Source organism: Rhodococcus sp. 06-235-1A, assembly GCF_002258785.1.
Taxonomy (GTDB): Bacteria; Actinomycetota; Actinomycetes; order Mycobacteriales; family Mycobacteriaceae; genus Rhodococcoides.
Window position 1 is genome coordinate 248,620 of sequence record NZ_NOYI01000003.1, and the last position, 11,840, is coordinate 260,459.

The 11,840-nt window shown below is 63.7% G+C and carries 13 protein-coding genes and 1 pseudogene; 13 read left to right on the top strand and 1 reads right to left on the bottom strand.

Annotated elements, in window-relative coordinates:
- Positions 1-75 precede the first annotated feature (75 nt).
- Genes rpsP through trmD form a run of 4 tightly spaced genes read left to right on the top strand, consistent with a single transcriptional unit; the run spans position 76 to position 2,033 of the window.
- The gene (gene rpsP / locus CH275_RS03005) at positions 76-552 is read left to right on the top strand and encodes a 30S ribosomal protein S16 (RefSeq protein ID WP_094674984.1); all 477 of its coding nucleotides are present in this window, start codon (positions 76-78) and stop codon (positions 550-552) included.
- On the top strand, positions 549-791 hold the full coding sequence (locus tag CH275_RS03010) for an RNA-binding protein (RefSeq protein WP_008717313.1): 243 nt from the start codon (positions 549-551) through the stop codon (positions 789-791). Before rpsP ends, CH275_RS03010 begins: the two co-directional genes overlap by 4 nt.
- Before the next feature lie 15 nt (positions 792-806).
- A complete protein-coding gene (gene rimM, locus CH275_RS03015; protein ID WP_094674986.1) occupies positions 807-1,349 on the top strand; it encodes a ribosome maturation factor RimM in 543 nt (180 codons plus the stop codon).
- Positions 1,350-1,352: 3 nt separating this feature from the next.
- Complete coding sequence (gene trmD / locus CH275_RS03020; RefSeq protein ID WP_094674988.1) at positions 1,353-2,033, top strand: tRNA (guanosine(37)-N1)-methyltransferase TrmD; 681 nt, start codon at positions 1,353-1,355, stop codon at positions 2,031-2,033.
- A 5-nt stretch (positions 2,034-2,038) separates the two neighbouring features.
- Here trmD and CH275_RS03025 read toward each other — a convergent pair whose 3' ends face one another.
- Entirely contained in the window at positions 2,039-2,992 is a 954-nt protein-coding gene (locus tag CH275_RS03025; RefSeq protein ID WP_094674990.1) for a serine hydrolase, read from the bottom strand.
- A gap of 68 nt (positions 2,993-3,060) precedes the next feature.
- Here CH275_RS03025 and CH275_RS03030 point away from each other — a divergent pair, with 68 nt between their 5' ends.
- From CH275_RS03030 to CH275_RS03070, 9 genes and pseudogenes are all read left to right on the top strand, one after another.
- Entirely contained in the window at positions 3,061-5,409 is a 2,349-nt protein-coding gene (locus CH275_RS03030; protein ID WP_179275940.1) for a Tex family protein, read from the top strand.
- A gap of 107 nt (positions 5,410-5,516) precedes the next feature.
- Entirely contained in the window at positions 5,517-6,359 is an 843-nt protein-coding gene (locus CH275_RS03035; protein WP_094675370.1) for a hypothetical protein, read from the top strand.
- A gap of 132 nt (positions 6,360-6,491) precedes the next feature.
- Positions 6,492-6,833 (top strand): 50S ribosomal protein L19, encoded by a 342-nt coding sequence (gene rplS / locus CH275_RS03040; protein ID WP_032378188.1) that lies wholly within the window; start codon positions 6,492-6,494, stop codon positions 6,831-6,833.
- 184 nt (positions 6,834-7,017) lie between these two features.
- Positions 7,018-7,794, top strand: a complete 777-nt coding sequence (gene lepB / locus CH275_RS03045; protein WP_094674992.1) for a signal peptidase I — start codon at positions 7,018-7,020, stop codon at positions 7,792-7,794.
- Positions 7,791-8,585 carry a ribonuclease HII gene (locus tag CH275_RS03050; RefSeq protein WP_094674994.1) on the top strand — a complete coding sequence of 265 codons (795 nt, stop codon included), beginning with the start codon at positions 7,791-7,793 and terminating at the stop codon, positions 8,583-8,585. Before lepB ends, CH275_RS03050 begins: the two co-directional genes overlap by 4 nt.
- Positions 8,586-8,622: 37 nt before the next feature.
- Positions 8,623-8,928 (top strand): DUF2469 domain-containing protein, encoded by a 306-nt coding sequence (locus CH275_RS03055; RefSeq protein ID WP_008717288.1) that lies wholly within the window; start codon positions 8,623-8,625, stop codon positions 8,926-8,928.
- A 405-nt stretch (positions 8,929-9,333) separates the two neighbouring features.
- Positions 9,334-9,678 (top strand): histone-like nucleoid-structuring protein Lsr2, encoded by a 345-nt coding sequence (locus CH275_RS03060; RefSeq protein WP_094674996.1) that lies wholly within the window; start codon positions 9,334-9,336, stop codon positions 9,676-9,678.
- Positions 9,679-10,049: 371 nt separating this feature from the next.
- On the top strand, positions 10,050-10,406 hold the full coding sequence (locus tag CH275_RS03065; RefSeq protein WP_094675372.1) for a YraN family protein: 357 nt from the start codon (positions 10,050-10,052) through the stop codon (positions 10,404-10,406).
- Positions 10,406-11,821, top strand: a pseudogene (locus tag CH275_RS03070) (YifB family Mg chelatase-like AAA ATPase); the annotation flags it as partial. The gene CH275_RS03065 and the pseudogene CH275_RS03070, both read left to right, overlap by 1 nt.
- Between the last annotated feature and the right edge of the window lie 19 nt (positions 11,822-11,840).

The window sequence follows — 11,840 nt, forward strand, 5'->3', positions numbered from 1 at the left end:
CGCAAAACCGGGTTCGCATGCCGTGCGAACCGCTGAATTGCGCCGTGACCAACTTTCGAAAGGCTCCACCAGAACATGGCTGTCAAGATCAAGCTCATGCGTATCGGCAAGATCCGCACCCCGCACTACCGCGTCGTGATCTCCGATGCTCGCACCCGTCGTAACGGCCGTGCGATCGAGACCATCGGCACGTACGAGCCCAAGCAGGACCCCAGCATCATCGAGATCAACTCCGAGCGGGCTCAGTACTGGTTGGGCGTCGGCGCGCAGCCGACCGAGCCTGTCGAGGCACTGCTGAAGATCACCGGTGACTGGCAGAAGTTCAAGGGCCTCCCCGGCACCGAGGGAACCCTCCGCGTCGCCGAGCCCAAGCCGTCGAAGCTCGACCTGTTCAACGCTGCACTGGCGCAGGCCGACTCCGAGCCCCAGGGCGAGGCCACCACCGCCAAGAAGAAGAAGGCTCCGAAGTCCGACGACGCCGCCGCGGAGACGACCGACGCAGCAGCAACCGAGACGGCAGACGCGCCGGCCGCCGAGGCTGCTGAGAAGTGAGTGCCGTTGTCGCCGATGCCGTCGAACATCTAGTTCGCGGCATCGTCGCCAATCCCGATGACGTTCGCGTCGAGATGATCACCGGCCGTCGTGGTCGCACCGTGGAAGTCCACGTGCACCCCGACGATCTCGGTAAGGTCATCGGACGCGGCGGTCGCACCGCCACGGCGCTGCGCACACTCGTCTCGGGTATCGGTGGTCGCGGCATTCGTGTCGATGTGGTCGACACAGACCACTAGGTCACGTAGACAACCATGGAGCTGGTCATCGGCCGTGTTGCCAAATCGCACGGCATCAAAGGCGAAGTTGTCGTCGAGGTTCGTACCGACGACCCCGACGATCGCTTCGCAGTGGGGACCGTTCTTCGCGGCCGCAAGCCCCGATCGAACGCTGCTCCTTCCTCGTACACGGTGGACGCCGTCCGGGAACACTCCGGGCGGCTTCTGCTGCGTCTGAACGGCATCGACGACAAGACGACCGCTGACCAGATCCGCGGAACTCTGTTCGTCGTCGAGTCGACGGATCTGCCGCCGTCCGACGATCCGGACGAATTCTACGATCACGAACTCGAAGGACTCACCGTCGTTCTGACCGACGGCTCGGCAGTGGGAACGGTCCGTGAGGTCCTGCACTCGGCAGCGGGGGAGCTGCTCTCCATCACGCCGGGCCCCGGTTTCGTCGAGGCCACACGCGCGGAAATACTCGTCCCCTTCGTGGCGGCGATCGTGACCTCGGTGTCGTTGGCCGACAAGACGATCGAGATCGATCCGCCCGAGGGCCTGCTGGACCCGGAGTAGATCGTGCGCCTCGACGTCGTCACCATTTTTCCCGAATACCTGACCCCGCTACGAACTGCCCTGTTGGGCAAGGCAATCGACCGCGGTCTGGTTTCGGTCGAGGTTCACGATCTGCGGTCGTGGACTCACGATGTACACAAGGCCGTCGACGATTCGCCCTACGGCGGCGGACCGGGAATGGTCATGAAGCCGACGGTCTGGGGAGACGCACTCGACGATGTGCTGACAGACGATTCTCTCCTCGTCGTCCCGACTCCGGCCGGTGTCCCGTTCACTCAGCGGACGGCCGAGCGATGGTCCTCCGAGCAACATCTGGTATTCGCCTGCGGCCGATACGAAGGCATCGATCAACGGGTGTTCGATGACGCCGCACGTCGCGTCCGTGTCGAGGAAGTCAGCATCGGCGACTATGTGCTCATCGGCGGCGAAGCAGCCGTCCTGGTCATGGCCGAGGCTGTGGTGCGACTGATGCCGGGAGTTCTCGGTAATCAGCAGTCGCACCAGGAGGATTCGTTCTCCGACGGTCTGCTCGAAGGACCGAGTTACACGCGCCCTGCACAGTGGCGCGATCTCGACGTTCCGCAGGTGCTTCTCTCGGGCGATCACGCGAAGATCGCTGCGTGGCGTCGAGAGCAATCGCTGGACAGGACCGCTGAGCGCCGTCCGGATCTGCTGCAAGACTGAAGAATTCAGCTGATGGTGCCGGCGGGGAAAAGCATCGAGACGAAGCCGGTGAGAGTGTCCCTGGCATGCAGTGCGCTGGCGTCGTCGCTGACGTCGACGACGGCGGTGTCCGGATAGCGTTCCATGTCGTCGGCGTAGAAGATGTCCTCGCGTGACGACAGAGCCAGAACGTAGCGGTTGTCGACACCGATCGTGCCGGTCGACAGGTGTACCCACCGATCGGACACGCAGCACATCCAGCCCTGTTTCACCGCGTGCACACTCTCGCCCGGCAAGCCGTCGACGATCCCGAAATGTTGCTTGTAGCCGTCCGCGGCAATCGGTGCCGAGCGTCGCAGCATTCCGATCACCACGTCCGTCGAGGCGGTCGTCAGACCGCCGCTGCCGTTGAGCAACCCCGCGTAATAGCCGACCAGGTCGCTCGGCGTGGTCTCGGTGTTGTACCACTGGTCGTCCCCGGGAGCTGTGGTGCTCGTCAAGCCGTAGCGAGCCGCGACCGTGCGCACGATCTCGGACGAGCCGTAGCGGTACCAGAGCGTGTACGCAGCGTTGTCGTCCGACAACTCGAGCATGCTGGTCATGGTGGCCAGGTCGTCGGCAGAGACCGGTCGGTTCTCCGACTGCGCTCGGAACAGCACCTCGTCGGCGATGAAGAGTTTGGACACGGACGCGGTCTCGACCTGAACATCGGCATTGCTGCTGTAATACGAGCCCGTCTGACGATCCAACAGCGCAAAATCGACATCGGCACCACGGGCCTGGGCCGAAGCGATCGCCATCGGGATGCGAGCTTCGAGGGCTACGCCGTCGACCTTCTTCATGTCGGGAAAAGGAGATGCCGACGTCTCGGCGGTTTCCTTCGAGGCGGCGTCACCGATCTGATCGTCGGGAGGAACCGAGCATCCGGCCAACAACAGTGAGGCGCAGGCTGCAGCCAGGAATCGAGACCCCCTGACCATCCGCGTATCTCTCCCACACGTTGAACCGCTGACCGACTTGTCCCACAGTAGCGGTAGGGTCCATCGCCGTGACCACTGCTCTGAAATCTGTGAACAAGCGCATAGCCGAAGAACTCGACGTTCGTGAAGAACAGGTTCGTGCCGCCGTGGAACTGCTCGACGGCGGGTCGACGGTCCCGTTCATCGCGCGCTACCGCAAGGAAGTCACCGGCACCCTCGACGACACGCAGCTGCGTCAGCTCGACGAGCGGCTGCGGTACCTGCGCGAGCTCGACGAGCGCAGAGACGCCGTCATCGAGTCCATCCGCTCGCAGGGCAAGCTCGACGACGCACTGGAGCAGTCGTTGATGCTGGCCGACACCAAGGCGCGCGTCGAGGACATCTATCTGCCGTTCAAGCCCAAGCGTCGAACCAAGGCTCAGATCGCGCGTGAGGCCGGGCACGAGCCCGTCGCCGACGCCCTGTTCTCCGACCCCACCACCGACCCGGCCCAGTTCGATCAGGAGCAACTCGACGGCGCGCGGGCGATTCTCGTCGAGCGCTTCGCCGAGGATGCCGACCTGGTGGGTGAACTGCGCGAACTGATGTGGACATCCGGCAAGCTCGTCGCCTCGGTTCGCAAGGGCAAGGAGGAGGAGGGTGCCAAGTTCTCCGATTACTTCGAGTTCTCGGAACCGTTCACCAGCCTGCCCTCGCACCGCATCCTCGCCACGCTCAGAGGCGAGAAGGAAGAAGTACTCTCGCTCGGCTTCGAGCCCGAGCGGGACGAACCGACACCCGGAGTTCCGAGCGTCTACGAAGGTCGGATCGCGACCAAGTTCGGGATCGCGAATCGAGGGCGGCCCGCCGACAAGTGGCTGCTCGACACCGTCCGTTGGGCGTGGCGCACCAAGATGCTGGTGACCGTCTCGCTCGATACCAGGATGCGATTGCGTCAGTCGGCCGAGAAGGACGCCGTCGACGTGTTCGCGAGCAACCTCAAGGACCTGCTGCTCGCCGCGCCGGCAGGCAACCGCACCACGATGGGCCTGGACCCGGGCTTCCGTACCGGCACCAAGGTCGCCATCGTCGACGCCACCGGGAAGGTCGTCGACTTCGACACCATCTACCCGCACAAACCACAGGGCAAGTGGGATCAGGCAGTGGCCACGCTCGCTGGCCTGGCGGCCAAGCACAAGGTCGAACTGATCGCCATCGGCAACGGCACCGCGTCGCGTGAAACCGATTCGCTGGCAGCAGAGTTGATCGCCAAGTTCCCGGCTGCGAATTTGACCAAAGTGGTGGTGTCCGAGGCCGGTGCCTCGGTGTATTCAGCGTCCGCGTACGCCTCGAGCGAGCTACCCGAACTCGACGTCTCGATCCGCGGTGCCGTCTCGATCGCCCGCAGGTTGCAGGATCCGCTGGCCGAGCTGGTCAAGATCGATCCCAAGTCGATCGGCGTCGGGCAGTATCAGCACGACATCTCCGAGACATTGCTGGCGCGATCCCTCGGTGCCGTCGTCGAGGATGCGGTGAACGCGGTCGGTGTCGACGTCAACACCGCGTCGGTGCCGTTGCTGTCGAGGGTGTCGGGTATTGCAGGCTCCCTCGCCGAGAGCATCGTGGCACACCGCGACCAGAACGGTCCGTTCGCCAGCCGTAGCACCCTCAAGGACGTACCGCGATTGGGGCCCAAGGCTTTCGAGCAGTGCGCCGGTTTCCTACGCATCTCGGGCGGCGAGGATCCACTCGATCGGTCGAGCGTGCACCCGGAGGCGTATCCCGTGGTGCGCCGCATCGTCGGCAAGGCCGGCGTCGGCGTGCTCGACGTCGTCGGCAACACCTCGCTGTTGCGTGGTCTCGATCCCGCCGAATTCGTGGACGAGCGATTCGGTCTGCCCACTGTCACCGATATCATCTCCGAACTCGAGAAGCCGGGACGCGACCCGCGTCCGGAGTTCAAGACCGCCACCTTCGCGGCCGGCATCGAGAAGGTCGCCGATCTGAAGCCGGGTATGACGCTCGAGGGCGTGGTGACCAACGTGGCCGCCTTCGGCGCTTTCGTCGACGTCGGTGTGCATCAGGACGGGCTCGTGCACGTCTCGGCGATGTCGCACAACTTCGTCAAGGATCCGCGCGAGGTAGTCAAGTCCGGCGACGTCGTGCGCGTCAAGGTGATGGAGGTCGACATCCCGCGTCAGCGCATCGGGCTGAGTTTGCGTCTCGACGACGAGCCCGGGGCAGCCGGCGGCAAGGATGCGCCGCGTGGACAGCAGAGCGAACGTCCTCGCGGCCAGGGCCGAGCGGCCGGTGCCAACCAGGGCAGTCGTGGGCGAGACGCACGTCCCCAGCGTGAACGCCGCAGCGGCGGCCAGCAGGCCGCACCGGCGGCCGGTTCGATGGCCGAAGCGCTGCGGAAGGCCGGATTCGGAAAATAGCGACCGCGTCGTGTCCGATGCAGGCCTGGGCGGTCCGGATCGCGAATAGTGTGAGGTGCGATTCACCGGTCGTTCGGTAGGAAGGACGTGAGAAACACGTGAGGTGGTTGCATCACGGGGTCATCGATCACGGACGTCTGCCACTGCTCTGTTTCCTGCTGGGACTGCTGGTGGGTTTTCTGCTGATCCGACTCAGCGTCAGAATGATTCGCGCCGATGTGAAGTGGTGGCCCGGCAACATCACTCCCGGCGGTCAGCACATACATCACGTCGTCTTCGGGATCGTGTTGATGCTGCTGGCGGGGATCGGCCTGATCGCGGTGTACGTCGACGGCTCGCAGACGATCGGCGCGGTGTTGGCCGCCATCTTCGGCATCGGCGCTGCGCTGGTCCTCGACGAGTTCGCGTTGATCTTCTATCTCCGCGACGTCTACTGGTCGGAGCAGGGGCGCACGTCGGTCGATGCTGTCTTTGCGGCCCTGGGGTTCACCGGTCTGTTGCTCCTCGGCTTCCACCCGTTGGAGCTGTTGAGCCCGGCAGACTTCCGGGCCGACCCCGATCCGTGGGTGCGCACTGCGCTGGCAGTCCTGGCGCTCATCAACCTGGCCCTGTGCGTGATCGTCCTGCTCAAGGGCAAGATCTGGACCGGGCTGGTAGGGCTGTTCGTCCTGCCGATCCTCGTGTTGGCGGCGATTCGACTGAGCAGGCCGAGCGCGCCGTGGGCGAGGTGGCGCTACACCACCAGGCCGAAGAAGATGGAGAGAGCTCTGCGCCGCGAGAAGCGCTGGCGCAGACCGCTGATCAGAGCCAAGATCTACCTGCAGGACGCGATCGCGGGCAAGCCGAGCATCGTGCATGCACGCGAGGCCACCGAAGACGAGTTGGCGCGCGTCGTGGTGCCTGCACCGGTGTCGGTGGCACGAGTGGAGCCGATTTCGTCGAAAGTGTGATGGTCTGGCACAATGGTCGGGTTGCCTCTAGCAGGCACGGACCTCACTCGGAGTACGAACCAGTCGAGCCGCGTAGTCAGCGAGCCGCTCGGTTCCTCTACTCATGCGCAGAACGCAAGGATGGCACAACCGATGAACACTCTGGACTTTCTCGACAATCAGTCGCTGCGTGGCGACATCCCCGATTTCCGCCCCGGCGACACACTGAACGTGCACGTCAAGGTCATCGAAGGCTCCAAGGAGCGCATTCAGATCTTCAAGGGCGTCGTCATCCGACGTCAGGGCGGTGGCGTTCGCGAAACGTTCACGGTTCGCAAGGTCTCGTTCGGCGTCGGCGTCGAGCGCACCTTCCCGGTGCACAGCCCCAACATCGCGCAGTTCGAGGTCCTGACCCGCGGTGACGTCCGTCGCGCCAAGCTCTACTACCTCCGCGATCTGCGTGGCAAGGCCGCCAAGATCAAGGAAAAGCGCTGACCGGTTCCGCCCGGCCACATCTCGATTCACATCATGCCGCGTCGCCCGTGAGGGCGGCTCGGCATGATGCGTATACACCCCACCGCATCCGGATATGCGCCGCCGAAGAGGGGATCGTCGATCTCGAAACGCCGGCGGTGGACCGTCGAGCCGTGGGGGTGACGGTTCCGGCTAACCTGTTGACGTGACGCAGTCCCCACAGGATCCGACCGATGAGCCCGACGACGAGTCTTCGCAGAAGAGGCGTCGGGAACGCAAGCCCCGATCGTTCTGGCGTGAGCTTCCGATTCTCATTCTCGTAGCGCTGGTACTGAGCTTTCTTCTTCAGACATTCGTCGCTCGGGTGTATTTGATCCCGTCCGAATCGATGGAGCCGACTCTGCACGGCTGTGCCGGCTGTACCGGCGACCGCATCGTGGTCGAGAAGATCGGCTACCGATTCGGCGACCCGAAGCCCGGTGACATCGTCGTGTTCCGTGGTCCGGATTCGTGGAACGACGAATTCGTGTCACAACGGTCGGACAATTCCGTGATCCGCGGGGCGCAGGAGGTCGGCTCGTTGATCGGGGTCGTTGCGCCCGACGAGAACGATCTGGTCAAGCGCGTCATCGCCACCGGCGGCCAGACCGTCGAGTGCTGCGACGACCAGGGGCGGGTTCTCGTCGACGGAAAGCCGTTGGACGAGCCGTACATTCAGATGGATTTCCCGTTCACGCCTGGAACGATGACCTGTGACACCGAACTGAAATCCGGACGATGCTTCGACCCGGTCACCGTGCCGGAGGGCAACATCTGGGTGATGGGGGACAACCGAAGCAACTCACGAGACTCCCGTTACCACATCACCGATGAGTTCACCGGCACCGTTCCCCTGGACAACGTGATCGGTAAGGCCGTGTTCATCGCTCTTCCACCGTCGCGAACAAGCCTCCTGGATTCTCCCGACATCCAGGGTCGATGACGGCATCCCCTCGCCGCGCGCCGCGTGCGCGCGCAACATTGACACGGTCGTCGTGGCCGCCGCGTCCGATCATCCGACGAGCGTCGGGTCTGCGGACGATGGAGTCTGCATTGGAGCGGGGCGGTCTCGGCCCGGTCGCAGGAGTCGACGAAGCGGGTAGGGGAGCCTGTGCCGGTCCGTTGACGGTCGCGGCGTGCGTTCTCGGTGCGCGGGCCCATGCAGCGCTGGCCGATCTGGACGATTCGAAGAAATTGACCGAGCGTCGGCGCGAGGACCTGTTTCCCGCGATCCAGAAGCTGGCATTGGCATGGAGCGTGGTGTTCATCGATGCTGCCGAGGTCGACCGCATCGGAGTCCACGTGGCGAACATCGAAGGGATGCGACGCGCCGTCGCCGGGCTCGCCGTGACTCCCGGGTATGTCCTCACCGACGGCTTTCGCGTGCCCGGCCTCCCGGTTCCGTCGCTACCGGTGATCGGTGGCGATGCCACGGCGGCGTGTATCGCGGCGGCAAGCGTGCTGGCCAAGGTCTCCAGAGACCGCCTGATGGTGAAGATGGACGCGGAAATTCCGGGCTACGGTTTCGCAGTGCACAAGGGCTACAGCACACGCGCTCATTCCGCGGCGATGACGGCACTCGGCCCGAGCCGGGAACACCGCATGTCGTACGCCAATGTCGCCGCCGCGGCCGCAAGCATGTCACGCGACCTGCCTGTGGGTCGTGCCGCAGGCTCCACTCCCGGTGTCGACGCCGTGGGGCGAATGGACTGCCCGGACGCAGGTGCGCGATGATTGTTTCTCACGCCCGACTGGAGGATGAAAGAGACCGATGAGTGCCGAAGATCTCGAAAAGTACGAAACCGAGATGGAGCTCTCGCTGTACCGCGAGTACCGGGACATCGTAGGTCAGTTCAACTACGTCGTCGAAACCGAACGTCGTTTCTATCTGGCGAACTCCGTCGAACTCATTCCACACAACGCCGACGGCGAAATCTATTTCGAATTGCGTATGTCGGATTCGTGGGTCTGGGACATGTATCGCCCCGCCCGTTTCGTCAAGCATGTCCGGGTGATCACGTTCAAGGACGTCAACATCGAAGAGTTGGACAAACCAGATCTTCGTCTCCCGGAATAGTCCACGTCGTACGACGCGGCGGGGCGGACGGTTCACCACGACGTACGTATCTGCGCGGGTGCCCGCCTCGTCGGTTCGGGGCGAGCCGGCCAACGATGGCTTCGGTTTGTCACTTACCTGAAAAGTTGGACGGCCGCCCAAATCGTTCCGGCTGTCCTGTTTCTCGGTTCGATCCGACAGGGAATTCCCCAGCCTCGAGCAGGTGGTCGACATCGTGTGGCGTGAAAGTAATTGCGCAACAGAATGATTCGATTTTCGTCAGCGTTTTCTCGAAAAGTATCGGCTTATCCGAACTGATATTGACCGATTCGACGCGTTGTGAAACACCGGCAGTTCTTTGCGTCGATACGAGAATCGGTGGTAGAACTTGAATATCACATCCCCCAGACGTGTAAGAGGTACGAGATGGCACGCAAGACGCTTGTGCAGATGATCGACGATGTCGATGGATCGGTAATCAAAGACGGACAAGGTGAATCCATCGAATTCGGCATCGGTGGAAATCAGTACCGCATCGATTTGAACCTCAAACATGCGAACGAATTGCACGAACAGTTGGCCTTCTGGATCGAGCACGCGGAGAAGATTTCCGGTCGCCGTACTCGTAAGCCTGGTGCCGCCGCGGCACCGGTTCGGGGCAAGGTCGATCTCCAGGACATTCGGGCGTGGGCACGCGAGAACGGCCACGAGGTCAGTGCACGCGGCCGCATCAGTCAGGACGTTCAGGCAGCGTACGAGGCTGCCCACTGACAGTGCGGTAGTGCCGAGGTGTGTCCCGGCACCACCACAGGTACCCGTTTCACGGTGCCTCGCTCTGCACACAGCTCCGTCCGAGTTCTCGAATTCGGTCGGAGCTTTTCGCTGTCTGTGCCACGACACCCGGCCACGGACTCGCACGGTTCTGGCACCGAGCTCCCTGACGCCGAGCCCCCTAACACAAAGCTCCGTCACAGCCGTCGAATCGGTGCCGCTCTCAGGCGTGTTGCTCCACAGGTGAGCGCTTGTCCACAGGGCAATCACTCACCAGTGCTTTCTTCGCTTCTCCTCTTTCGGGTCGTGCCACCGTCGAGACGACCGAATCGGCCGGCAATGCACGGTCGGAGAGTGGAGGAATGGCGGACATGGCAACCAACCAGGAACTCGGTGCGCGCGGTGAGGAACTCGCAGTGCGGCATCTCGAGGACATCGGGCTGGAGGTGATCGAGCGGAACTGGCGGCATCGAACCGGGGAACTCGACATCATTGCGCGCGATGGCGACACCGTCGTGTTCGTCGAAGTGAAGACGCGATCGGGAATCGGGTACGGAACGCCTGCCGAGGCGGTGACGTACACCAAGCAGACTCGAATCAGAGGACTTGCGCTGCAATGGCTTGCGCTGCAACAGGGGCCGTGGGTGCAGATCAGATTCGACGTGATCGCGATCGTGGTCGGACGAGACGAGAGTCCGGTCATCACCCACGTCCGGTCCGCGTTCTGATGCCGCTCGGACGAGCGCACTCGGTGGCGGTCAACGGGGTCGACGGTGTCCTGGTGGAAATCGAGGCCGACATCGGACAGGGCCTGCCGGGTACGCATCTGGTCGGACTGCCCGATACCGCCCTGAACGAATCGCGTGATCGAGTCAAGGCTGCCGTGAAGAACTCGGGTGGTACGTGGCCCGACAGCCGGGTGATTCTTGCGCTGTCGCCGGCCACGCTGCCCAAGGGTGGTTCGGTGTACGACTTGGCGTTGGCCTTGTCGGTTCTCGACGCTGCCAAAGCCATTCCGCGCGGATGCCTTTCGGAGACGGTTTTTCTGGGTGAATTGGCTCTGGACGGCAGGCTGCGCGCGGTCCGCGGAATTCTCCCCGGAGTACTGGCCGTCAAGGCTGCAGGGTGGAAGCGGGTGGTCGTGCCGAGCCGGTGCCTTCCCGAAGCAGGTCTGGTGGACGGGATAGAAGTATTGGGTGCTGGCTCGCTCGGGGACGTGGTGGCGTGGCTTCGCGGTGAGCACGCCCTCGAAGCGCCCCTCCCCACCGAATGGCATCAGGAGGCCTACCCGGATCTCAGTGATGTCGCCGGACAGGCGGATGCCCGGTGGGCCCTCGAAGTCGCCGCAGCAGGCGCCCACCACATCATGTTGACCGGGCCGCCGGGAATCGGAAAAACGATGCTGGCTCAACGCCTTCCGGGGATTCTTCCACCGCTGACCGAGTCCGAGGCGCTCGAGGTGACGGCCATTCATTCGGTGGCCGGACTCTTGACGACCGCACGCCCCCTCATCACGTCACCGCCGTTCATCGCGCCGCATCACTCGACATCGGTGAGCGCATTGGTCGGCGGTGGAACGGGAATGGCCAAGCCGGGAGCGGTCAGTCGCGCACATCGCGGAGTTCTGTTTCTCGACGAGTGCGCCGAGATGAGCGTTCGAGTACTCGAGGCCTTGCGGACTCCGCTCGAGGACGGCGAAATTCGCATCGCTCGTCGAGACGGCGTGGCCAGATACCCGGCCCGGTTCCAGCTGGTTCTCGCGGCGAATCCATGCCCCTGCGCACCGGCTCGGCAGGCCGACTGCGTGTGTGCGCCCACCGCGCGGCGCAAATACCTCGGAAAGCTCTCCGGGCCGCTGCTGGATCGCGTCGATCTTCGTATCCAGATGATGGGCGTCGCGACCGGAGCGTTGGTCGACGAGGTGGGGGAAGGAACGAGCGAGATCCGTGCGCGTGTCACCGGAGCCAGGGACGCCGCCGCGCAACGGTGGCACGAATTCGGCTGGAGAACGAACGCGGAAGTCCCCGGACCTGCTCTGCGACAAAGATTTCGGTTGGCTCGCTCGACACTTGCCCCGGTGGAGCGCGCACTGCGCAACGGATCGCTCACCGCTCGCGGTGCAGACCGAGCAATTCGGGTGGCTAGCGCACTACGATAGCGGT

What these genes read in the sequence shown, in the direction of transcription:
- rplS (WP_032378188.1), top strand. Translation starts at nt 6,492, where the DNA reads ATGAACACTCTGGACTTTCTCGACAATCAGTCGCTGCGTGGCGACATC.
- rpsP (WP_094674984.1), top strand. Translation starts at nt 76, where the DNA reads ATGGCTGTCAAGATCAAGCTCATGCGTATCGGCAAGATCCGCACCCCG.
- CH275_RS03060 (WP_094674996.1), top strand. Translation starts at nt 9,334, where the DNA reads ATGGCACGCAAGACGCTTGTGCAGATGATCGACGATGTCGATGGATCG.
- rimM (WP_094674986.1), top strand. Translation starts at nt 807, where the DNA reads ATGGAGCTGGTCATCGGCCGTGTTGCCAAATCGCACGGCATCAAAGGC.
- CH275_RS03050 (WP_094674994.1), top strand. Translation starts at nt 7,791, where the DNA reads ATGACGGCATCCCCTCGCCGCGCGCCGCGTGCGCGCGCAACATTGACA.
- CH275_RS03055 (WP_008717288.1), top strand. Translation starts at nt 8,623, where the DNA reads ATGAGTGCCGAAGATCTCGAAAAGTACGAAACCGAGATGGAGCTCTCG.
- CH275_RS03065 (WP_094675372.1), top strand. Translation starts at nt 10,050, where the DNA reads ATGGCAACCAACCAGGAACTCGGTGCGCGCGGTGAGGAACTCGCAGTG.
- CH275_RS03025 (WP_094674990.1), bottom strand. Translation starts at nt 2,992, where the DNA reads ATGGTCAGGGGGTCTCGATTCCTGGCTGCAGCCTGCGCCTCACTGTTG.